Genomic DNA, 23613 nt, shown 5'->3' with positions numbered 1-23613 from the left:
TGCGGGGCCCGCACGGACGGCCGGGGGCGATCGGCGTCGCCCCCGGCCGTCGCCAGCCCGCTACTTGAGGGTGGCGGAGGTCAGGCCGGCCTGGATCTGCCGCTGGAAGGACAGGTAGACCACCAGCATCGGGATCATCGCGATGGTCACGCCGGCGAACAGCACCGGCAGGTCCGTCTCGTACCCCATCTGGTACTGCAGCTGGATCAGGCCCTGGGTGAGCATGTAGCGCTCGGGGTCCGATCCGGTCTGCGGCTGCATCAGCACGGAGGGCAGGATGTACTGGTTCCACTGGCCCAGGACATTGAATATCCCGACGCTGATCAGGCCGGGCTTGGCCATCGGCAGCATCACCTGGAAGAAGATCCGGGTGTCGGAGGCCCCGTCGATCACCGCCGCCTCGTGCACGGCCGTCGGCAGCGTGCGGAAGAACGAGTGCATGAAGAAGACGGTGAAGGGCATCGAGTAGGCCACGTACACGAGGATCAGACCCTGGTACGTGTTGAGCATGTCCAGGCGCTTGACCATGAAGAACAGCGGGACGAGCGCGAGGAAGACGGGGAACATCGCCCCGCTGACGAAGAAGTAGTAGAAGAGCCGGTTCCCCGGGAAGGGGTAGCGGGCCAGGACGTACGCCGCCATCGAGCCGAGCAGCATGGTCAGCGGGACCGAGAACACCATCACGATCAGCGTGTGGGCGAAGTAGTCGCCGATGCCCTTGTCCCAGGCCCGGGAGAAGGCGTCGAAGTGCCAGTTGGAGGGCCAGCTGAGGGCCGAGCCGCCGATCTGCGAGTCGGTCTTGAACGAGCCGAGCGCCAGCCAGATCAGGGGCAGGACGATCAGCATCGCCCAGACGGCGAGGAACCCGTGCGAGAAGACGTTCAGCACCGTGCCGTCGGAGGCGGGCTTCGCACCGTCCTTGGCGCGCCCGCTGCCGCCGGACCGCTCGGCCGAGGCCTCGCCCGGCGCCTTGATCACTGTGGACTCTGTAGTCATCGGGGATCTCCTCTCAGAACTCGATGCGCTCGCGGCGGGTGGCGCGCAGCGTGACGATGGAGAGGATCATGGTCAGGACGAGCATGACGACGCCCATGGCGCAGGCGTAGCCGCTCTTGCCGAAGTAGAGGAAGTTGCGCATCAGCACCGTGGCCATGACCTCGCTGTGGTGGTCGGGCCCGCCGCCGAACTGGCCGGAAGTCATGGTCGACACCAGCACGAACATGTCCATCGCGGCGATGCCCAGGTAGACCGCTGAGGTCTGCACGGAGTCCCACAGCAGGGGCAGCGTGACCTTCAGGAAGGTCTGGGCGCGCCCGGCGCCGTCGAGCAGGGCGGCCTCGTAGATGTCCTTGGGTACGGACTGCATGGCGGCCGAGAAGAGGACCAAGTAGAAGCCGACCCCGTGCCAGACCACCACCAGGAGCAGGCACCACAGCGCGAGGTCGGGCTGGTTGAGCCATTCGACGGGGTGGACCGGGTCGACCAGCCCCAGCTTGGTCAGGAACCCGTTGAGCAGGCCGCCCTCGTCGCTGCGGTAGACGGCGCCGAACAGCACCGCGAGGATGGCGAGGGAGAGTACCTGCGGGAAGAAGTAGACGATCTTGTAGACGGAGGAGCCCCAGACGCCCCGGACGCCGCCGGCCCCGCTGCGCCCTCCCGCGTTCACCATGAAGGCGAAGAAGAGGGCCAGCAGGATGGTGACGGTCGGGACGAACACCAGGAGGAGCAGGTTGTGCCACAGGGCGCCGCGAAAGACCTCGTCCTTCATCAGCGCCGCATAGTTGTCCAGGCCGACGAAATCGAACGTGGGCGACTGTCCCGACCAGTTGGTGAAGGAGTAACCGAACGTCTGGATGTACGGCCAGATGACGAAAGTCAGGTACAGCGCGAGCGGCAGGACGAGGAAGCCGGCGATGAAGCCGATCCGTCCCTTGCCCTGGGCTACTTGGCTCATGGTGTCCGCCCCTTGGACGTATGTCAGCTGCGGTGGTTGTTCTTGGCGTTCGGGTCCTTGGCAGCCTTGTCTACCGCAGCCTGGGCCCGCTTGATCCATTCCTTTGGCTGGATCCGCTTGGCCATCAGCTCATTGGACGCGTTCTGGATCTCGGTGTCCATTTCGCTGTACCAGTCGGGGTACAGGTAGCTGAAGGTGTTCGAACCGGCGGTCTTGACGGCCGCGACCGCCGAGGCCGTGCCCGGGCGCAGCTTCACGTTCGGGTCGACGCCGTCCTTGACGACGGTGAGGGAGTTGGCCTGCTGGGCGAAGAGGGTCGACCATTCGCGGGACAGCATCGAACGCAGGAACTCCAGGCCGCCGGCCTTGTTGGCGGCCTTCTCCGGGACGATGAAGGGCTCTCCCGCGCCGGCGCGGATGGCCTCGAAGGGCAGCTTGCTGTCGGCGAGCGTCGGCACCGGCAGGAACTTCATGTCGAAGTCGTCGGGGGTCTGCTTGAGCTGCTCGTTCTCCAGCCAGGAGCCGGAGGGGATGAAGGCGGCCTTGTACTGGTTCCAGGCCGTCTGGGACTCCGTGTGGGTGAGGCCGTTGGTGCCGGCCATCAGCAGGTCCTTCTCGACGACCTCGTAGACCGCCTCGACGGCGGCGAGGGCGGCGGGGTTGCCCTCGAAGGCGTTCGGCTCCAGGTTGTCGATCGCCTTCATGGCCTCCAGACCGCCCTTCTTGGCGATCAGGTCCATGATGACGACGTTGATGTAGTACGGGTACTTGCCCTGGTGGGCGAGTCCGCCGATGCCGGCGGCCTTGGCCTTGGTGCAGATGTCGAGGAACTCGTCCCAGGTCTTGGGCTCGGCCCAGCCCTTCTCCTTGAAGAGCTTGCCCGAGTACCAGAATCCGAACACGGTGTAGACGTAGTAGAGGGCGACGAACTTGCCGCCCTGGGTGCCCTGCTCGACGGTGCCGGGGATGAGCATGTCCCGCACCTTCTTGGCCGGGTCGTCGAGCGAGGGGGCGTCCAGCACCGCGGTGAGCTCGGCGAGCTGACCGCCCTTGGCGAGGACGTCGACCTTGATCTGCTGGGCGCCCGAGTCGTCGATGACGTCCGGCGGGTTGCCGCCGTTGAAGCGGGGCTGGAGCTTGGCGGCGATCTCCTGGGTGCCCAGGTGGGAGCTGGTGGTGCCCCACTTCTTGTCGAAGGCGGCCTCCCAGGCCTTCGCGTAGTCGTCGCCGAACCCGCCCTTGAAGACGACGACGTCGAGCTTGCCGCCCTTGGCGACGCCGAAGGGGTTCTCCTTCGTCACCGCGCCCTTGTCCGGCCCCTTCGTCGAGGTGTCCCCACCGCCGGAGGCGCAGGCGGACAGGAAGCTCATCGTGGGCACCGAGATCAGTCCCAGCGCTGCGGAGCGCTTGATCAGGTCACGGCGGCCGATGCCCTCACCAGTGGATCGCATGCTCATGTCCTCGCCTTCGTCAGAAGTGTGAAGGAGGCCGGGACTCGACGAATGCCCGTGGTCACCGCGCATACGGACATCACCGCAGGTCCCCGCCGCCCCCCGGTCCGGTACCGCTCGTAACGCGGTGATCCGGACGGGCACAGGTATAGTCCACTTCCGCTCGTGTGAGCAAGATCATGCACACAGTTGTCCGTCAGCTTTTCCGAGTTGAGACCTCCCCGAAACCTGGCCCGGGCCGGAAAAAGCGGAAGGGCCGTACCCCCTTAACGGGGATACGGCCCTTTGGTGCCGCTACTGACCTCAGCCGCGGATGAGGTTGCGGAGCACGTACTGCATGATGCCGCCGTTGCGGTAGTAGTCCGCCTCACCCGGGGTGTCGATGCGGACGACCGCGTCGAACTCCACGCCGGTGTCGGTGGTGACCTTGACGGTGCGCGGGGTGGTGCCGTTGTTCAGCTCCTCCACACCGGTGAAGGAGAAGGTCTCCTCGCCGGTGAGGCCCAGCGAGACCGCCGAGGCGCCCTCCGGGAACTGGAGCGGGAGCACGCCCATGCCGATCAGGTTCGAGCGGTGGATGCGCTCGTACGACTCGGCGATGACGGCCTTGACGCCGAGCAGCGCGGTGCCCTTGGCGGCCCAGTCGCGGGACGAGCCCGAGCCGTACTCCTTGCCCGCCAGGATGACCAGCGGGATGCCGGCGGCCTGGTAGTTCTGGGAGGCGTCGTAGATGAACGCGACCGGCGCGCCCTCGACGGTGAAGTCGCGGGTGAAGCCGCCCTCGGTGCCCGGCGCGATCTGGTTGCGCAGGCGGATGTTGGCGAACGTACCGCGGATCATGACCTCGTGGTTGCCGCGACGGGAACCGTACGAGTTGAAGTCGCGGCGCTCGACGCCGTGCTCGGTGAGGTACTTGCCGGCCGGGGTGTCGGCCTTGATCGCACCGGCCGGGGAGATGTGGTCGGTGGTGACCGAGTCGCCCAGCTTCGCCAGCACGCGCGCACCGGCGATGTCGGAGACCGGGGTGGTCTCCATCGTCATGCCCTCGAAGTAAGGGGGCTTGCGGACGTAGGTGGACTGCGGGTCCCACTCGAAGGTGTTGCCGGTCGGGATCGACAGCGCCTGCCACTGGGCGTCGCCCGCGAAGACGTCCTGGTAGGACTTGCTGAACATGTCCTCGCCGATGGCGTTCGCCACGACGTCGTTGACCTCGGCCTCGGACGGCCAGATGTCCTGGAGGAAGACCGGCTTGCCCTCGGTGTCGATGCCGATGGCGTCCTTGGTGATGTCCACCTTCATGGAGCCCGCGATGGCGTACGCGACGACCAGCGGCGGGGAGGCCAGGTAGTTCATCTTGACGTCGGGGTTGATCCGGCCCTCGAAGTTGCGGTTGCCGGAGAGCACCGAGGTGACCGCGAGGTCGTGCTCGTTGATCGCCTTCGAGATCTCCTCGTCCAGCGGACCGGAGTTGCCGATGCAGGTGGTGCAGCCGTACCCGACGAGGTTGAAGCCCATCTTGTCCAGGTACGGGGTCAGGCCGGCCTTGTCGAAGTAGTCGGTGACGACCTTCGAGCCCGGGGCCAGGGTGGTCTTGACCCACGGCTTGCGGGCGAGACCCTTCTCGACCGCCTTCTTGGCCACGAGCGCCGCGGCGACCATGACGTAGGGGTTCGAGGTGTTGGTGCAGGAGGTGATCGCGGCGACGGTGACGGCGCCGTGGTCGATCTCGAAGGAGGTGCCGTCGGCCAGGGTGACCTGGGTCGGACGGGTCGGCACGCCGTTGGCGGAGGCCGGGGCGTCGGACGCCGGGAAGGACTCCTTGCCGGCCTCCTCGTCGTCGGAGACGTAGTTGCGCACGTCAACCGCGAACTGCTCGGCGGCGTTGGCCAGGACGATGCGGTCCTGCGGGCGCTTCGGGCCGGCGATGGAGGGGACGACCGTGGAGAGGTCGAGCTCCAGCTTCTCGGAGAAGTCGGGCTCAGCGGCCGGGTCCAGCCACAGGCCCTGCTCCTTGGCGTACGCCTCGACGAGCGCGACCTGCTGGGCGTCGCGGCCGGTCAGGCGCAGGTACTTCAGGGTCTCGTCGTCGATCGGGAAGATCGCGGCGGTGGAGCCGAACTCCGGCGACATGTTGCCGATGGTGGCGCGGTTCGCCAGCGAGGTGGCGGCGACGCCCTCACCGTAGAACTCGACGAACTTGCCGACGACACCGTGCTTGCGCAGCATCTCGGTGATGGTCAGCACCAGGTCGGTGGCGGTGGTGCCGGTCGGCAGCTCGCCGGTCAGCTTGAAGCCCACGACGCGCGGGATCAGCATGGAGACCGGCTGGCCGAGCATCGCGGCCTCGGCCTCGATGCCGCCGACGCCCCAGCCCAGCACGCCCAGGCCGTTGACCATGGTGGTGTGCGAGTCGGTGCCGACGAGGGTGTCGGGGTACGCCTGGCCACCGCGGACCATGATCGTGCGGGCCAGGTGCTCGATGTTGACCTGGTGCACGATGCCGGTGCCCGGCGGGACGACCTTGAAGTCGTCGAAGGCGGTCTGGCCCCAGCGCAGGAACTGGTAGCGCTCCTTGTTGCGGCCGTACTCCAGCTCGACGTTCTGCGCGAAGGCGTCCTTCGTGCCGAACTTGTCGGCGATGACCGAGTGGTCGATGACCATCTCGGCGGGCGAGAGCGGGTTGATCTTCGCCGGGTCGCCACCGAGGGCCTTGACGGCCTCACGCATGGTGGCGAGGTCCACGACGCAGGGGACGCCGGTGAAGTCCTGCATGATCACGCGGGCCGGCGTGAACTGGATCTCCTCGCTGGGCTGGGCCTGCGAGTCCCAGTTGCCGAGCGACCGGATGTGGTCGGCGGTGATGTTCGCGCCGTCCTCGGTGCGGAGCAGGTTCTCCAGCAGCACCTTCAGGCTGTAGGGAAGACGGGCCGAGCCCTCAACCTTGTCCAGCCGGAAGATCTCGTACGACTCGTCGCCCACCTGCAGCGTGCTGCGGGCGTCGAAGCTGTTCGCCGACACGACAGTCTCCTTCATGCATGAAATTCGCGCGTTTTACCGCAATCCTGCCGCCACGCCCTGTGGCCAATCCGCTAAGGTAAGGCTAAGTTAGGTAACCCTTACCAGCAGGGGCGGCTGCGGTACGCCTTCGGCAGATATCTCGATGTCGAGATAACTCTAATGCATTGCCGCGCCGTGGTCATGCACGGCATGGGTGTCCTGTCATCCAATCGAGGCGTTTGACAGCGAACGGAGTCGTACGAGGTGACGCCCTGGGGTGGCTGGGTGGCCGTACCGGTCGGGGTGGATCTTCCGGAGCCGTACGCCGAGCTGTCGTACGTGGATGCCGTACGTGGATGCCGTACGCGAGCGACAACGCCGTCCGCTGCTGGACCGTGCGACAGCCCGGTTCGAGGACGCAGCCGCGGTCCGGCCGCTTCGCCGGTCGCTGGTGAGCGTCACCTCTCCGGCTGGTACGGGGCGGCCACGACCGGGCAGCATGTCGGCTTCGAGTCCTGGCTGGAACGGGACCGGCTGCTGCTCATGGACTTCGACCCGAGGGTGACGGGGATCGCCTCGCAGCCTTTCTAGCTGCACTGGCACGATGGGCTACGGGAGCGTCGGCACGCTCCGGAGCACTTCGTACGCCGCGCGGACGGCTCGGCTGCGGTCGTCGAAGTCCGCGCCGATGAGCGGATCGAACCGAAGGACGCGGAGGCGTTCGAGGGGACGCGCCTGGCCTGCGGCCAGGCCGGAGGGGGCTTCGAGCGGGCCGGGGGGCCGGAGGTGGTACCGCTGGTTCCGGACGCTCCACGGAGGCTCTGGACCGGGCACTCGCTGATGCCGGCTCCCCGCGCGGCCGCATGAGGCCCAACCCCGGCACCACTCGATCAGAGCTGTGCCCCGACCGGCCCCATCTGCCCTTGCTCGTCTACTTCGACGCCCGCAGAGGCCACACCAATCACGAGCTGGCTCTGCGGCACGAAGTCCCCCGCCGTCTCGTCCGCCTCGCCCCGGACACGATGCAGCCGCCACCCCGAGGAGTCGAACGGAGCCATTCGGGCCTCGCCAGCGAGTTCGTATCAAAGGACCGGCGGGAGGCACCTGGTGGCACGTCTTCCACTCCGAGGACTCGGAACTGCGCGCCGCCGGTTTTTCCCCGTCCGGTCTCACCTTGGCAGTCGCCACCAGCAGCGACCTCACCCTCTGGACCCGACCGGAGCACCACATCGAGGACGCTCGCGCACATTGACGTCCAACCCAGTCCGCCCAGGCCAGCCAGTACTGCACGACCGACGTCGAAGGACACCAGCGGTCCAGGGCCGGATCGGTGCCTCACGAAGCCGTCTCACCCCACCCGGTCCACGCAGGTCCATGCGAGCTCGGCGACCAACTTCACGGAGACGGGGCAACGGGCCACATCACACGGAGCCCCGCCGCGCGGACGTGCGCACGGCCAGCGAAGACGTACGCACGGCCAGCGCCGCCGGGACGGTCCGCTGCCCCGGCGGCGCGCCCTGCGGGGACTCCAGCAGGGCCACCAGCGAGTCGACGGCGCTCTCCCCGATCACCTCCGGCCGCAGGGTCACCGTGCTCACCGCCGGCTCGCCCGCCGCGTACGAGGGGTCCTCGCTCGCGCAGACGAGCCGCAGATCCCGCGGTATCCGCAGCCCGTGTCGCGCGGCGGCGGCCAGCACCTGGCGGCCGCCGGGGTCGTACACGCAGTACACGGCGTCGGGGCGCTCACCGCCGGGCGTGGCGAACACGTCGTCGAAAGCGTGCCCGGCGCCGTCCTCGGGGTCGAAGGGCACCACCATCGGGGCCGTCCCGCGCTCGGCGCACCAGCGGGCGTGAGCCGAGGTGACGGCCTGGGTGTAGTGCTCCCGACCGTAGGCGGAATGCAGCGCGATCCGGCGGGCCCCGGAGGCCGCGAGGTGGTCGAGGACCTCCCGGGTGGTGGCCTCGTGGTCGTTGTCCACCCACACGTCCCCCGGCCGCGGGTCCGGGGGGCGACCGTCGAAGACCACCGGCAGGCCTCGTGCCCGTAGGGCGCGGAGCACCGGATCACCGGCCGGGCTGTCGAGCAGCAGCATCCCGTCGACGGCGAGGGTGTGCCACAGCGGTTCGGCGCCCCGGTCGGCGGGCAGCACCGTGAGGGCGTAGCCGCGGGCGTGGGCGGCCGCGGTCGCGGCGGTCAGCAGCCGGGAGAAGTAGGCGATCTCGACGTAGTTCCAGGCGGAACCCGCGTACGTGGTGACGGCGAGGCCGAGCGTACGGGTACGGGGGCCGCGGCGGGCGCTGTAGCCGAGGGCGGCCGCCACCTCGCGGACCCGCCGGCGGGTGGACTCGCCGACACGGCCGGTGCCGCCCAGCGCGTGCGAGACGGTCGCGGTGGAGACCTCCGCGGCGCGCGCGATGTCGGCGATGGTCGGTCCGGGCCCGGGCACGGGGTCATCGTACGGACGGCGGTGCGGATTTCGTCGGCGGCGACGGGTTCTGGTTAAGGGGTTAATCAAACAGTGTCCTGGCCACACCGACGTTTTGGAGTGGCCATGACCTCGTCTTCCCCCTCTTCTCCCGCCCCCTTTCCTGCCTCTTCTCCCGCCTCTTCTTCCCCCGTCCGCTCCTTCCTCTCCCGCCGGGGACTGCTGGCGGCCGCCGGGGCGGCGGGCGCGGCCGGCCTGATGGGCGCGGGCCCGGCGGCCGCGGCCGCTTCCGGCGGGCGCGGCTCGGCCGCCCTGGTGATCCACAACGCCCGGGTGTTCACCGGGACCACCGGGGGCGGCGCGCCGGTGGAGGCCGTCGCGGTCGGGCGGGACGGGAAGGTCCTGGCCACTGGGAGCGGCTCGGCGGTGCGCCGGCACGTCGGGCGGGACACCGAGGTCGTCGACGCCGGCGGCAACACGGTGATGAGCGGGATCCACGACGGGCACGTCCACCCGCTGGGCGCCGGCGACCGGTCCCTGCGGCCCTCCCTGGAGGGGGCGGAGACCACCCTGCCCGAGCTCCTGGAGCTGCTGGCCGGCTTCCTCGCCGACACCGGCGGCGCCGGCGCGGAGCCGGACCGGTGGCTGGTGGTGGAGGACTGGAACCCGGTCGGGCTGCTGCCGGCCGGAAGCGTGCCGCACCACTCGATGCTGGACGCGCTGGCGACCCGCAGACCGGTAGCGCTGGTCGGCGGCGACGGGCACAACCTCTGGGTGAACCGGCGGGCCCTGGAGATCGCCGGGATCACCGCGGCCACCACGGACCCGGTCGGCGGCCGGATCGTGAAGGGGCCGGACGGGCAGCCGACGGGCGTCCTGAAGGACGACGCGCAGGAACTGGTGCAGCGGCACGTCCCGGAGCCCTCCCGGGCCGAACTGGTCGCGGCCTGCGCCAAGGTGCTGGGGCTGGCGGCCGCGTCCGGGGTCACGACGATGATGGACGCCCTGGTCGGGCGGCACGAGCTGGAGCTCTACCAGGTCCTTTCGGCGGCGGGGAAGCTGCCGCAGCGGATCGTGCCGGCGATCCGGCTCGACGCGGAGCAGACCAAGGACCCCGCGGGGGCACTGGCGTACGCGCGCGGGCTGCGAAAGGAGTTCGAGGGCGTACGGGGCCTGCGGTTCGGGACGGTCAAGGTGTTCCTCGACGGGGTCATCGAGTACCCGGCGCAGACGGCCGCGCTGCTGGAGCCCTACCTGGACGGGAACGGCAAGCCGACCGCGAACCGCGGCGAGCTGTACACCTCGGCGGCGGACTACGGCCGGCTGACGGCGGTGTTCAACGAGGCCGGCTGGCAGCTGCACGCCCACGGGTTGGGCGACCGGGCGGTGCGCACGGCCCTGGACGGGTACGCGTACGCCCGCCGGGCTACCGGCCTGCGGGACCCGCGCAACACGATCGCCCACTTGCAGCTCGTGGACCCGGCGGACCTGCGGCGCTTCGCGCAGCTGGGAGTCGCCGCCTGCATGCAGCTCCAGTGGGCGGCGCAGGACACCTGGACGATGGACGCGCTGCTCCCGTACATCGGTCCCGAGCGCCACCGGTGGATGTACCCGGCGCGCAGCCTGGAGCGGGCGGGGGCCCGGCTGACCGGCGGTTCGGACTGGCCGGTGGACGCGCTCCAGGTGTGGAACCAGCTGCGGACCGCGATCGACCGGCAGGGCGCGTACGGCACGGGTGAGCTGCACCGGGAGCTGGAGGGGTTGAGCCGGACCTCGGCACTGCGGATGCACACGGCCGGGACGGCGTGGCAGCTGAGGCAGGAGGGGCTGACGGGGACCGTGGAACCGGGCAAGGCGGCGGACCTGGTGCTGCTGGACCGGGATGTGACCCGCTGTCCGGTGGCCGACATCAGCGGGACCGGCGTACGGATGACCCTGGTCGGCGGCCGGGTGGTGCACGACGCGGACTCGGCGGCGGGTCGGGCTGCGGCGACCGCCCTCACCCGCGCCGCCGGGGCCGCGCGCCCGGCGTCGTACACGGCGGTCCACGCGAACCGCCACCACGCCTGCGGCCACTGACGGGTGACATGAGGTTGCCGATACGGATAAGGGGGTAGATGTCCGTAATCAGAGGGATGGCGGGGAAGGTCCCGCGGAACTGACGGTCCGTAACACCCGTCTGCCACACCTGAAGCAGGAGTCATCTCATATCTGAGATACGGTGCACCCATGGCAGACGACTACCTCGTACGCATCGGCAAGCTCATCCGTGACGCCCGGCAGCACCGGGGCTGGACGCAGAGTCAACTCGCGGATGCGCTCGGCACCAGCCAGAGCGCCGTGAACCGAATCGAGCGCGGAAACCAGAACATCAGCCTTGAGATGATCGCCCGAATCGGTGAAGCGCTCGACAGCGAGATCGTCTCTCTGGGCTACGCCGGCCCGATGCACCTGCGGGTCGTCGGCGGCCGCCGGCTGTCCGGCGCCATCGACGTCAAGACGAGCAAGAACGCGTGCGTGGCGCTGCTGTGCGCCACGCTGCTGAACAAGGGCCGTACGGTGTTGCGCCGGGTCGCCCGCATCGAGGAGGTCTACCGCCTCCTCGAAGTCCTGAACTCCATCGGCGTCCGCACCCGCTGGATCAACGACGGCGTGGACCTGGAGATCGTCCCGCCGGCCCGCCTCGACATGGACGCCATGGACGCGGACGCGGCCCGCCGCACCCGGAGCATCATCATGTTCCTGGGCCCGCTGCTGCACCGGATGGACCAGTTCCGCCTGCCGTACGCCGGTGGCTGCGACCTCGGCACCCGCACCATCGAGCCGCACATGATCGCCCTGCGCCGCTTCGGCCTGGACATCACGGCGACCGAGGGCATCTACCACGCGAAGGTCGAGGCGGGGGTCTCGCCGGGCCGCCCGATCGTGCTGACCGAGCGCGGGGACACCGTCACCGAGAACGCGCTGCTGGCCGCCGCCCGGCACGACGGCGTCACGGTCATCCGCAACGCCTCCTCCAACTACATGGTCCAGGACCTGTGCTTCTTCCTGGAGGCGCTCGGCGTCAAGGTCGAGGGCGTCGGCACGACCACCCTCACCGTGCACGGTGTCCCGAACATCGACGTGGACGTGGACTACTCCCCCTCCGAGGACCCGGTCGAGGCGATGAGCCTGCTCGCCGCCGCGGTGGTCACGGAATCGGAACTCACGATCCGCCGGGTCCCGATCGAGTTCATGGAGATCGAGCTCGCGGTGCTGGAGGAGATGGGCCTCGACCACGACCGCTCGGCGGAGTACACGGCCGACAACGGCCGCACCCGCCTGGTCGACCTGACGGTCCGCCCCTCGAAGCTCGAAGCGCCGATCGACAAGATCCACCCGATGCCGTTCCCCGGGCTGAACATCGACAACGTCCCGTTCTTCGCGGCCATCGCGGCCGTCGCCCAGGGCCAGACCCTGATCCACGACTGGGTCTACGACAACCGGGCCATCTACCTGACGGACCTCAACCGCCTCGGCGGCCGCCTCCAGCTCCTGGACCCCCACCGCGTCCTGGTCGAGGGCCCCACCCGCTGGCGCGCGGCAGAAATGATGTGCCCCCCGGCCCTGCGCCCGGCGGTGGTCGTCCTCCTGGCGATGATGGCGGCCGAGGGCACCTCGGTCCTGCGCAACGTCTACGTCATCAACCGCGGCTACGAGGAACTGGCCGAACGCCTCAACTCGGTGGGCGCCCAGATCGAAATCTTCCGCGACATCTAGTCCGTCGAACCCAGCGGGGACGAGCGGGACTTGGGGACGGCCTCCAGCCACTGCACGCATGCTCTAGCAAGGGGCAAGTCCGGGATCCCCCGCTCTCCATCGAGAGCGGGGGATCCTCCGTTTGCGCGTCCATCGAGCCGTTCGGGGAGAGGCTCGGCGGTTCTCGGAGTGCGCCGAACTCACCGGAACCGAACGACGTTTCGGTGCAGGGCTCGTCCCAAGCGTCAGCGGAGATCTTGACCTAAAACCATCTCGACCACCGGGGCAGAACAGGCATCCTTCACAGTGGCACTGACGGTGCCTCATATCGGAAGGGGTGGGGGATGGGGCTTCCGGAGCCGGTGGGACGGCAGTCGGATGTGGCGTACCTGTGCGTGATCTCGCGGAGACCCGACGCTTCTACGGCGAGGTGCTCGGGCTTGCGTTGCAGGGAAACGGGCCCGTGTTGTACGTGACGCCCTGGCTCGCCCTGCTGGAGACACCAGGGCCCTCGGACACCCCGACGGCGGGGCCGTTGCAGTTCACCGTGTCCTCCTCGGACACCGCGCGCGTCACCGCCATGGTGGAGAAGCACAACGTGCCGGTCATCCCGCCGGGGCCCCGCGACATCTCCGGCTCCCTTCGGGTGATCGACCCGGACGGCCACGAGGTGCTGGTGTGGCCGGTGGAGCACGACGTGAAACAGCGTCGCGCCTGATCCGTGCGGCTCCGCCGGGCCGGCAGCCGGGACGCCCTCGTTCGGGACACGGTCGGCGGCGCCTGCGACACGGGGCGGGCGGGCGGGGCGACCGGTGGGTTTCGGCCGCATGGTGGGGCGATCCTCGACGGTCCCCGGCACGGGGCGGGCAGAATCGGGGCGTACGTACGGTGTCGAGGGGGCGGCCATGGCAGTGGGAACACGGACGGACGGCGGAACCGGTGGTACGGAGGTTCCCGCGCTCGCGGGGGTCCCGTTGCTCGGGTCCCTCTTCGACCTGAAATCGGACTCGCTCGGGACCTACCTGCGCGCCCAGCAGCAGCACGGCGACGTCGTCCGGATCACCGCCGGGCCGCCGGGGCTGCGTGCCGAGCTCTACTGCGTCTTCTCCGCGGAGGGCGCGCAGCAGGTCCTGGCCGCGGAGTCGGTCAACTTCCGCAAGGACAACGCCTTCTACCAGGAGCTGCGGGACTCCTTCGGGAACGGCCTGCTGACCAGCCAGGACGAGGACTACATGCGCCAGCGGCGGCTGGTCCAGCCGCTGTTCACCAAGCGCCGGGTGGACGGCTACGCCGGTGCCGTCGCCGCCGAGACCCGGGCCGTCGTCGAGGGCTGGGAGCGGGCGCCGGGCGGTGTGGTCGACGTCGGCGAGGAGATGATGCGGCTCGCCCTGCGCGCGGTCGCCCGCATCCTCTTCGGCACCGACGTGGAGGCCACCGTCGACGTCGTCGACCGGTGTTTTCCGGTCATCACGGAGTACGTGCTGCGCCGCGGCTACTCCCCCGCCAACGTCCCGCGCACCTGGCCCACTCCGGGCAACAAGCGGGCGGCCGCCGCGATGGACGAGCTGTACGCGGTCTGCGACGAGATCATCGCCGAGCGGCGCAGCGGCGACACGGCCGGGGGCGAGGACCTGCTGAGCCTGCTCGCCGCCGCCACGAGTACGGACGACGTGCAGTTCGACGCCGCCGAACTGCGCGACCAGGTGCTGATCTTCTTGCTCGCCGGGCACGAGACGACCGCCACTTCGCTCGCCTTCTCCCTGCACCTGCTGGCCCGCCACCCCGAGCAGCAGGCGCGGGCCCGCGAGGAGATCTCCCGCGTCCTGGGCGACCGTATGCCGCAGGCCGCCGACCTGGACCGGCTCCCGTACCTCACGCAGGTCCTCAAGGAGGCGATGCGGCTCTACCCGGCGGCGCCGGTCATCGGGCGCGGCTCGGTCGCGGCCACCGAGGTCGGCGGCCGCACGATCCCGGCGGGTTCGGACGTGATCCTGGCCCCGTGGGTGACGCACCGCCACCCCCGCTACTGGCCGGACCCGGACCGCTTCGACCCGGACCGCTTCACCCCGGAGGCGGAGGCCGGCCGCCCCCGCTACGCCTGGTTCCCGTTCGGCGGCGGCCCGCGCGCCTGTATCGGGCAGCACTTCTCGATGCTGGAGTCGGTGATCGCGCTGGCGATGGTCCTGCGGGCGTACGAGTTCGAGGCCGTGGACACCGAGGTCCCGGTCAGTGCCGGAATCACCCTCCGGGCGGACGGCCCGATCCGCTGCCGCATCCGGAAGGCCGGGACGGGCCGGGCCGGCTAGACCGCCGCCGGGGCGTGGTTGCCCTTGAGGCGTTCCAGGTCCGAGGGGCGGACCTGGATCGCGAACAGCGCGATGACGGCGGCGACCAGGGCGAAGCAGGCCGCGACGATGAAGGCGGCGCTCACGCCCGAGGTGAGCACCTGGTCGCCCCACGGGTCCGGGAGCCGGCCGGTGCGCAGGAACAGGGCCTTCTGGACGGGGCCGGCCTGGCTGAGGAAGGCCGGCACCTGGTCATGGGCCTCGCTGCGGCTGGCCGTGCCGAAGACGGTGACCAGGATGGACAGGCCCAGCGACCCGCCCACCTGCTGCGTCGTGTTGAGCAGTCCGGAGGCCGCGCCCGACTCACGGTCGGCGACGTTGGACAGGGCCATCAGGGTCAGCGAGACGAACTGCATGCCCATGCCGAGGCTGAACACGAGTATCGGGCCCAGGATGCTGCCGAGGTACGTCGAGTTGATGTCGGTCTGCGTCAGCCAGGCCAGGCCGGCCGCCGAGCAGAGCGCGCCGGTCACCATGAAGGGTTTGGGCCCGATCTTGGGCAGCAGCTGGGAGGTGATGCCCGCGGCGACGGCGATGACGACGCTCACCGGCAGGAACGCGAGGCCGGCCTGGATCGGGCTGAAGTCCAGTACGTTCTGCACGAACAGGGTCAGGAAGAAGAACATGCCGAACATCGCGCAGGCGAGGAAGAGCATGATCCCGTAGGACCCGGCCCGGTTGCGGTCGGCGAACATGTGCAGCGGGGTGATCGGCTGCGGCGAGCGCCGCTCGTTGAGGAAGAACAGCAGGAGCAGGCACACGGCCGCCCCGAAGGAGCCGAGGGTGATCGGGTCGGTCCAGCCCTCCTGGGCGGCGCGGATGAAGCCGTAGACCAGCGCGACCATGCCCAGGGTGGACAGCAGTGCGCCCGCGAGGTCGAAGTGTCCGGGGTGGCGTTCGGACTCGCGGATGACCCGGCGGGCCATCACGGCGATGACCAGGGCGATCGGCACGTTGACGAAGAACACCCAGCGCCAGCTGAGCCATTCGACGAGGACGCCGCCGGCCAGCAGCCCGATCGCGCCGCCGCCCGCCGAGACCGCGGCGAACACCCCGAACGCCCGGTTGCGGGCCGGTCCTTCACGGAAGGTGGTGGAGATCAGCGCCAGCGCGGTCGGGGAGGCGATGGCGGCGCCGACGCCCTGCAGGGCCCGGGCGCCCATCAGCTGGCCCTCGTTCTGCGCGAGTCCGCCCAGCATCGAGGCCAGGCCGAAGAGCAGCACGCCGGAGATGAACACGCGTTTGCGGCCGAGGATGTCGCCGGTGCGCCCGCCGAGGAGGAGCAGTCCGCCGAAGGTGAGGGTGTAGGCGTTGACGACCCAGGACAGGCTTTCGGTGGAGAACCCGAGGGCGGTCTGGATGTGCGGCAGGGCGATGTTCACGATGGTGATGTCGAGGACGACCATGAGCTGGCACGAGGCGATGACGATCAGCGCGAGCCCGTTGCCGCTCTTCCGGACCTTGCCGTCGGTCCCCTTACTGGTCGGCGTTGCGTTGCGGTCCACCTCTCCGACGCTAAACCTGCTCAGGGGGGTACACCACTCGAATAGCCTAGGCTGCATGACATATACAGTGTGCCATTTCACATGACACACTACGATCATGGATGACTTCCTCAGGCTCTCCGCAAGCACCGGTCGCTTCACGTACGGCGCCCCGCGCGCGTTCTCCTTCGGGGAGGACGGCCGGCTGCTCTGGTTCCTCCGCTCCACCGGCCCGACCGACGCCTTCGACAGCCTCTGGGTCCTGGACACCGCCACTGGCAGCGAGACCCGGCTCGCCGACCCCCGCGAGCTGTCCCCCGAGCCGGGCGTCCTGCCGGCCGCCGAGCGCCGGCTCCGGGAGCGCATCCGGCTCGTCGCCGCCGGGATCGGCTCGTACGCGCTCTCCGGCGACGGCCGCAGCGCGGTGTTCCCGCTGTACGGGCGGCTGTACCGGGTCGGCTGCGGCCCGGACGGGCGGCCCGAGGAGATCCCTGCCGCCGGACCCGTCTTCGACCCCCGCCCCAACGCCGACGGCTCCCGCACCGCGTACGTCACCGGCGACGCCCTCCACACCTGCCCCGGCGGGCGGGTCAGCCCCGCCGACGGGGCCCGCTGGGGCGTCGCCGAGTTCGCCGCCGCCGAGGAGCTGGGCCGGGACCGCGGCCACTGGTGGTCCCCCGACGGACAGAGCCTGCTGGCCGCCCGCGTCGACGAGTCCGCCCTCCAGCGGCGGTACTTCGCCGACCCCGCGCACCCCGAGCTCCCGGCCGAGGACTTCGCGTATCCCGAGGCGGGCGGGCCCAACGCGGAGGTCCAGCTGTGGGTGCTCGGCCCGGCGGGCACCCGGGTGCGGCTCGACTGGGACGCCTCGACGTACCCCTACGTCTCCGACGCCGACTGGGACTCGGCCGAGGAGATCCTGCTGACCGTCCAGGACCGGCTCCAGAAGTGCGTCCTGCTGCTCAGCGCCGACCCGGCGACCGGCCGGACCCGGGAGCTGTCCCGCACCACCCACCCCCACTGGGTCGACCCGATGCTGCCCGGCACCCCGGCCCGGCTCGCCGACGGGCGGATGCTCACCGCCGCCGACACTCCCCCGGCCGCCGCTGGGGGTGCCCCCACCGGCGGCGCCGCCCGCGCCCTCGCCATCGACGGCAAACTGCTGACCGGGGACGGGATCCAGGTCCGCCGGGTGGCCGGCACCCACCACGACCGGCTGCTCATCGAGGCCGGGCAGCGCGACCCCGCCGAACAGCAGGTGCTGCTCCTCGACCCCGCCACCGGGGAGCTGGCCCCGCTCGCCGACGGACCCGGCGTGCACAGCGTCCAGGCCTGCGCCGGGACGCTGCTGCTCACCACCGCCGACGCCGACGGGATCCGGCGGACCGTACGCACCGCCGACGGACGGACGTGCGCCCCCGCCGACCTGTCCGCGCCGCTGCCGTACCGCGCGGCCCCGCTGTTGGAGCGGGTCACCGAACACGGCGTCCCCACCGCGCTCGTGCTCCCCCGCGGCCATGTCCCCGGCCGGCGGCTACCCGTCCTCGTGGACGGCTACGGCGGCCCCGGCTTCCAGGACGTGTCCGCCGAGCCGCGCCGCTGGCAGCACCGCCAGTGGTGGGCCGACCGGGGCTTCGCCGTGGTAACCGTCGACAACCGCGGAACCCCGTACGTCTCGCCCGACTTCACCCACGCCATGTACCGCGGGTTCTCCGAGGTCACCCTGGAGGACCAGGTCGCGGCCCTGCACGCGCTCGCCGAACGCCACCCGGACCTGGACCTCGGCCGGGTGGGGGTGCGCGGCTGGTCGTACGGCGGCTACCTGTCCGCGATGGCGGTGCTGCGCCGCCCGGACGTCTTCCACGCGGCGTCCGCCGGGGCCGCGCCGACCGACTTCCGGAACTACGACACGGCGTACACCGAGCGCTACCTGGGCCTCCCGCAGGAACACCCCGAGGTGTACGAGCGCGATTCGCTGATCCCGGACGCCCCGAACCTGATCCGGCCGCTGCTGCTGATCACGGGCCTGGCCGACGACAACGTCCACCCCTCGCACACCCTGCGGCTCTCGCAGGCCCTGACGGACGCGGGCCGCCCGCACCAGCTCCTGGCCCTGCCCGGCGTCACCCACATGACTCCGAACGGCACCAAGGAGAAGCTCATGGCGCTGGAACTGGAATTCTTCCGCCGCGAACTGGCCTGACACGTGGCGGGGCGGGCCGGCGCACCGTCGGGTGCGGGCGCCGGCGGCCCGTCACCGGCGCAGCAGCCACCGTCCGCCCGCCCTCCGACGCAGCTCAGCCGAGGGGATCCCGGTGCCCTCCCCCCGCGAAGGCGAGGACCGCGGGCACCGCCTCCCGCAGGCTCGTGAAATGCCGGTGCACCCCGTCCACCGGAGCCGGGGTGTTGACCCCCCACACCGTCATGCCGGCCCGCAACCCCGACTCGACGCCGGACGGCGCGTCCTCGATGACCAGGCAGTCCTGCGGCCTGGCGCCGAGGCGCTCGGCGGCCAGCAGGTAGGGGACGGGCGACGGCTTGCCCTCCTCGACGCAGGCGGCGTCCACGACGACGCCCGGGACCGGCAGGCCGGTGCGGGCGAACCGCCCGCGCACCCGGTGCGCGTAGTTCGAGGTCACCAGCGCCCAGCGCCCGGAGGGCAGGCCGGACAGCAGCTCCGCAGCGCCGTCGAAGGCGGCGTAGACGCCGGACCGGACGTCCTCGTCCTCCAGCTCGTGCAACGCGGCCAGGCATGCCTGTGGATCCTGCTCCGGAGCCACCTCCGCGAAGGTCTCCAGGGGTCGCGTCCGCAGCGCCACCCGGTGGACGGCGACGGGATCGAGTCCGTGACGTGCCGCCCACGTCTCCCAGACGCGGCGCTGGTTGGCCACCGCGTCGATCAGCGTCCCGTCGACGTCGAAGAGGACGTGTCGCACGGAGCCCGGCCGGGTCGGCCCGCCGGTCTCACTGGTCACACTCGCCACACTGGTCACGTCGTGATCATGCCACCGGGCCGTCGTACCGCGGAAGGCGGGAGACGGAAGGCGGGAGGCGGGAGGACCCCGGGCCGATCGTGTCGGCTCCGGGGCCCTCCTTCTCCCCCTGGATCCCCGTCAGTCACCGGGGAAGTGGCAGGCCACCTCGCGCGAGGCGGCGATCCGGAGCAGCGGGCGCTCCGTTCGGCAGATCTCCTGCGCCTTCGGGCAGCGCGGATGGAACGTGCAGCCCGGGGGCGGAGCGGCCGGGCTCGGCGGGTCGCCGAGCAGCACGATCCGCTCGCGCCGCCGCTCCGCCGCCGGGTCCGGCAGCGGTACCGCGGACAACAGCGCCCGGGTGTACGGGTGCTGGGGGCTCTCGTACAGGGCTCGCTTCTCTCCGATCTCGACGATCCGGCCGAGGTACATGACGGCGACCCGGTCGCTGACCCGTTTGACCACCGACAGGTCGTGCGCGATGAACACGTAGGCCAGGCCCAGTTCGCGGCGCAGGCGTTCCATCAGGTTGACGATCTGCGCCTGGACGGAGACGTCGAGCGCGGAGACCGGCTCGTCCGCGACGATCAACCGGGGGCTGGTGGCCAGTGAGCGGGCGATCCCGATGCGCTGGGCCTGACCGCCGGAGAACTCGTGCGGGTAGCGGTCGATGTGCTCCGGGATCAGCCCGACCAGGTCCATCAACTCGGCCGCCCGGCGGCGCGCGTCGGCTGCCGACCGGCCCTGCACGAGCAGCGGGTCGGAGATGATCCGGGCCACCGTCTGGCGGGGGTTGAGGGAGGAGTGCGGGTCCTGGAAGACCATCTGGAGGTGGCGGCGCAGCGGCCGGAGCCTTCCCTGCGGAAGCCGGGTGATGTCCCTGCCGTCGAAGGTGATGCTGCCCGCGGTGGGCTCCAGCAGCCTCACCAGCATCCGGCCGGTGGTGGACTTCCCGCAGCCGGACTCGCCGACCAGGCCGAGGGTTTCGCCCGCGGCGAGGTCGAAGGAGATCCCGTCGACGGCGCGCACGGGCGCCCCCCGGCGCCCGGATGCGGAGCGCCTGCCGGGGAAGGCCATGGTGAGGTCCCGTACGGACAGCAGCGGCTCGGGCGGCGGGGCCGGGTCCGTCCCGATCCTGTCCGCCCGTGCGGTGGTGTCCGGGGGGCGGGCCTCTACGGTCATCGGATCGCCTCCGGGGCGGTCGGTGCAGTGGGGGCGGGTGGGGCGGACACCACGCCGGACGTCGGGGCTCCGGCCCCCGCGAAATGGCAGGCGGCGGTGCGCGGGGCGGTGCCGTGGGCCCGCAGCTCGGGGCGCTCGGTGGCGCAGCGGCTGCGCTGGTCCGGGGTGCCCGCGGCGGCGAGGCCGCAGCGCGGGGCGAACGCGCAGCCCGGGGCGGGCGCGAGCAGGGAGGGCGGGGAGCCGGGGATGGCCCGCAGGGGTGCGTCGTCGGCGTCGTCGAGCCGGGGCAGCGAGTCGAGCAGGCCCCGCGTGTACGGGTGCGCGGGGTCGGCGAACAGCTCGTCGACCCCGGCCTGTTCGGCGGCCCGGCCGCCGTACATGACCAGTACCTCGTGGGCGACGCGGGCGACCACCCCCAGGTCGTGGGTGATCATCACGACGCCGAGGCCGCGTTCCTGCTGGAGCCGTGCGATGAGCTCCAGGATCTGCGCCTGCACGGTCACGTCGAGGGCCGTGGTGGGCTCGTCCGCGATCAGCAGGTCGGGCTCGCAGGCCAGGGCCATGGCGATCATCGCGCGCTGGCGCATGCCACCGGAGAACTGGTGCGGGTACTCCCCGGCCCTGCGGGCCGGTTCCGGGATGCCGACCTCGCCGAGCATGTCCACGGCCCGCTTGCGCGCGGCGGCCCGGCCGGCCTTGAAGTGCACGCGGAAGTGCTCGGCGATCTGCTCGCCGACCGTGTAGTAGGGGTGCAGGCTGGACAGGGGGTCCTGGAAGATCATGGCCATCTTCCGGCCGCGCAGCCGGGACAGCTCCTTCTCGGACATCCCGGTGAGCTCCTGCCCGGACAGTGCGATGGAGCCGCCGATCTCGGCGTCCCGGTGCAGGCCCATGACGGCGAGCGAGGTGACGGACTTGCCGGAGCCGGACTCCCCGACGATGCCGAGGGTCCGCCCGGCTTCCACCGTGAAGCCGAGCGAGTCGACGGCCCGTACGGGGCCGCGCGGGGTGGCGAACGTGACGCGCAGATCGCGTACTTCCAGCAGGGCGGCCATCAGTACCTCACCCTCGGGTCGATGACGGCGTACAGGAGGTCGACGACGAGGTTGGCGACGACGATGAAGAAGGCGGCGAGCAGGGTGACCCCGAGGACGACCGGCTGGTCCGAGCTGACCAGCGCCCCGTAGAACAGCCGCCCGATGCCCGGCAGTCCGAAGATGGACTCGGTGATGACGGCGCCGGCGAGCAGCGCGCCGAGGTCCATGCCGAAGATGGTGAGGATGGGGGTCATCCCGGAGCGCAGGCCGTGTTTGACGACGACGGTGCGTTCGGGCATGCCCTTGGCGCGGGCGGTACGGATGTACGGCTCGGCCATGGCTTCGATCATGGAGCCGCGGCTCTGCCGGGCGTACATGGCCGCGTAGAGCAGGGCGAGCGCGGTCCAGGGCAGCAGCAGGTTGGCGGCCCAGGCGAGCGGATCGTCGGTGAAGGCCTGGTAGGTGGGGTAGGGCAGCAGCCCGGCGACCCGAATGACCCCGTAGATGAGCATCACGGAGGTGAAGTAGACGGGCAGCGAGGCGGCGGCGACCGCGCCGACCATCAGTGCCTTGTCGGTGACGGTGTCCTTGCGCAGGGCCGCGGCGACCCCGGCGCCGAGGCCGAGGACGAGCCACAGCGCAGCGGCGCCGAGGGCGAGGGAGGCGGAGACCGGGAGGCGGTCCATGAGCAGGTCCCACACGGGCAGGGAGTTCTCGTACGAGTAGCCCAGGCACGGGAAGTCGCACTGGACGGCGTACTGGCCGCTGCCGAGGGTGCGGCCGGTGAAGATCCCGGTGAGGAAGTCGGTGAACTGCCGCCACACCGGCTGGTCGAGGCCGAGGTACTCGCGTACGTCGGCCAGCCGTTCGGCGCTGCAGGTCTTGCCGCAGGCGGCCGCGGCCGGGTCGGAGGGCAGCACGTAGAAGATGAGGAAGGTGACGGCGGCGATGGCGAGCAGGACGCCCGCGAGGGCGAGCAGCCGGCGCGCGAGGTAGATGATCACGTGCGACCGCCCCTCGGGTCGAGGATGTCGCGCAGGGCGTCGCCGAGCAGGGTGAAGGCGAGGACCGCGAGGAAGAGGAAGGTGCTCGGGATGACGAAGTACATGGGGTCGGTCTCGTAGAAGGCCACGGACTCGGCGATCATCTGGCCCCAGGAGGGGGTGGGCGGGCGCACGCCCACGCCGAGGTAGCTGAGCGCGGCCTCGGTGCTGATCATGCCGGGGATGAGCAGGGTGGTGTAGGCGATGACCGGGCCGGAGACACCCGGGAGGACGTCCCGGGTCAGGATCCGCCAGGAGCTCGCGCCGCCGACGCGGGCGGCGTCGACGTACTCGCGGTGTTTGAGGGAGAGGGTCTGGCCGCGGACGACGCGGGCGACGCCGGGCCAGCCGAAGACGCCGATGACGGCGGTCATGAGCACGATCCGGTTGACGTCCTTCGCCACCGACAGCATCGCGATCATGAAGATGAGGGAGGGGAAGGACATGGTCAGGTCCATGAGGCGGGACAGGACCGTGTCGGTACGGCCGCCGAAGTAGCCGGCGGCGATCCCGGCGGCGGTTCCCGCGACGACGACGATGGCGGTGGCGGCGAAGGCGATGAGGAGGGAGACCTGGGCGCCGTGGACGACGCGGGCGAACAGGTCGCGGCCGGTGACGGGTTCGACCCCGAGCCAGTGCTCGGGGCTGATCCCGCCGAGCGCGCCGAGGGGCTGGCCGCCGAGGTAGGGGTCGATGGCGGTCTTGTCGAACTCCTCGGGGGACCAGCCGCCGAGCGCGCCCAGCCAGGGGGCGGTGACGGCCATCAGGACGAAGAGGAGGACGACGCAGAGGCTGACGCGGACGGCGGGGCGGCGGCGCAGCTCCCGCCGGGCGAGCTGCCAGGGGCTGCTGCCGGTGGCTGCCGCTGCGGGCCCGTCCTCGGCGGCGCCGGGGCCAGGCGCCCCGCCCGGATCCGGAGCCGGGGCCGTGCGGCCGTCGGCGCCGGGTGCGGTGGTGGTCATGGTGTCGTGGGCTCCCTCTTCC

The 23613-nt window shown here is 70.9% G+C and carries 16 protein-coding genes; 5 read left to right on the top strand and 11 right to left on the bottom strand.

The annotated features are described in order from the left end of the window. Window positions 1-60: 60 nt before the first annotated feature. The 5 genes from OG974_RS01440 to OG974_RS01420 all read right to left on the bottom strand — a co-directional run bounded on the left by OG974_RS01440 (window position 61) and on the right by OG974_RS01420 (window position 8849). On the bottom strand, window positions 61-996 hold the full coding sequence (locus OG974_RS01440) for a carbohydrate ABC transporter permease (RefSeq protein ID WP_327279143.1): 936 nt from the start codon (window positions 994-996) through the stop codon (window positions 61-63). Window positions 997-1009: 13 nt separating this feature from the next. After that, the gene (locus OG974_RS01435; RefSeq protein WP_327279142.1) at window positions 1010-1954 is read right to left on the bottom strand and encodes a sugar ABC transporter permease; all 945 of its coding nucleotides are present in this window, start codon (window positions 1952-1954) and stop codon (window positions 1010-1012) included. A 23-nt stretch (window positions 1955-1977) separates the two neighbouring features. Next, window positions 1978-3411, bottom strand: coding sequence for an N-acetylglucosamine/diacetylchitobiose ABC transporter substrate-binding protein (gene ngcE / locus OG974_RS01430; protein ID WP_327279141.1), 1434 nt, complete (start codon window positions 3409-3411; stop codon window positions 1978-1980). A 297-nt stretch (window positions 3412-3708) separates the two neighbouring features. Further along, a complete protein-coding gene (gene acnA / locus OG974_RS01425) occupies window positions 3709-6438 on the bottom strand; it encodes an aconitate hydratase AcnA (RefSeq protein WP_327279140.1) in 2730 nt (909 codons plus the stop codon). A gap of 1385 nt (window positions 6439-7823) precedes the next feature. Further along, window positions 7824-8849, bottom strand: a complete 1026-nt coding sequence (locus OG974_RS01420) for a LacI family DNA-binding transcriptional regulator (RefSeq protein WP_327279139.1) — start codon at window positions 8847-8849, stop codon at window positions 7824-7826. Between the two features lie 237 nt (window positions 8850-9086). Between OG974_RS01420 and OG974_RS01415 the strand changes: the two genes are divergently transcribed. From OG974_RS01415 to OG974_RS01400, 4 genes are all read left to right on the top strand, one after another. Beyond that, a complete protein-coding gene (locus OG974_RS01415) occupies window positions 9087-10907 on the top strand; it encodes an amidohydrolase (protein ID WP_371646693.1) in 1821 nt (606 codons plus the stop codon). Window positions 10908-11057: 150 nt separating this feature from the next. After that, complete coding sequence (locus tag OG974_RS01410) at window positions 11058-12587, top strand: UDP-N-acetylglucosamine 1-carboxyvinyltransferase (RefSeq protein ID WP_327279137.1); 1530 nt, start codon at window positions 11058-11060, stop codon at window positions 12585-12587. 316 nt (window positions 12588-12903) lie between these two features. After that, entirely contained in the window at window positions 12904-13284 is a 381-nt protein-coding gene (locus OG974_RS01405; RefSeq protein WP_329314868.1) for a VOC family protein, read from the top strand. A gap of 187 nt (window positions 13285-13471) precedes the next feature. Beyond that, entirely contained in the window at window positions 13472-14872 is a 1401-nt protein-coding gene (locus OG974_RS01400) for a cytochrome P450 (RefSeq protein WP_371645110.1), read from the top strand. On the opposite strand, the gene OG974_RS01395 is transcribed toward OG974_RS01400, so the two are convergent. Then, window positions 14869-16416 carry an MFS transporter gene (locus tag OG974_RS01395; protein WP_327279131.1) on the bottom strand — a complete coding sequence of 516 codons (1548 nt, stop codon included), beginning with the start codon at window positions 16414-16416 and terminating at the stop codon, window positions 14869-14871. The genes OG974_RS01400 and OG974_RS01395 overlap by 4 nt on opposite strands. A gap of 97 nt (window positions 16417-16513) precedes the next feature. On the opposite strand from OG974_RS01395, the gene OG974_RS01390 reads away from it, so the two are divergent. Next, window positions 16514-18598 (top strand): prolyl oligopeptidase family serine peptidase, encoded by a 2085-nt coding sequence (locus OG974_RS01390; protein ID WP_327279130.1) that lies wholly within the window; start codon window positions 16514-16516, stop codon window positions 18596-18598. A 94-nt stretch (window positions 18599-18692) separates the two neighbouring features. On the opposite strand, the gene OG974_RS01385 is transcribed toward OG974_RS01390, so the two are convergent. The 5 genes from OG974_RS01385 to OG974_RS01365 form a co-directional block, all read right to left on the bottom strand. Beyond that, window positions 18693-19370 (bottom strand): HAD-IA family hydrolase, encoded by a 678-nt coding sequence (locus OG974_RS01385; protein WP_327279129.1) that lies wholly within the window; start codon window positions 19368-19370, stop codon window positions 18693-18695. Window positions 19371-19508: 138 nt separating this feature from the next. Further along, window positions 19509-20444 carry an oligopeptide/dipeptide ABC transporter ATP-binding protein gene (locus OG974_RS01380; protein WP_327285825.1) on the bottom strand — a complete coding sequence of 312 codons (936 nt, stop codon included), beginning with the start codon at window positions 20442-20444 and terminating at the stop codon, window positions 19509-19511. A gap of 101 nt (window positions 20445-20545) precedes the next feature. Next, window positions 20546-21604, bottom strand: a complete 1059-nt coding sequence (locus tag OG974_RS01375) for an ABC transporter ATP-binding protein (RefSeq protein ID WP_327279128.1) — start codon at window positions 21602-21604, stop codon at window positions 20546-20548. Continuing rightward, a complete protein-coding gene (locus OG974_RS01370) occupies window positions 21604-22590 on the bottom strand; it encodes an ABC transporter permease (protein ID WP_371645108.1) in 987 nt (328 codons plus the stop codon). Before OG974_RS01370 ends, OG974_RS01375 begins: the two co-directional genes overlap by 1 nt. Beyond that, entirely contained in the window at window positions 22587-23591 is a 1005-nt protein-coding gene (locus tag OG974_RS01365) for an ABC transporter permease (RefSeq protein WP_327279126.1), read from the bottom strand. Before OG974_RS01365 ends, OG974_RS01370 begins: the two co-directional genes overlap by 4 nt. Window positions 23592-23613 lie beyond the last annotated feature (22 nt).

The sequence above is a fragment of the Streptomyces sp. NBC_00597 genome (assembly GCF_041431095.1).
Taxonomy (GTDB): Bacteria; Actinomycetota; Actinomycetes; order Streptomycetales; family Streptomycetaceae; genus Streptomyces.
The sequence above is the reverse complement of the archived record's forward strand: the minus strand, read 5'-3'. Positions and strand labels throughout refer to the sequence as shown.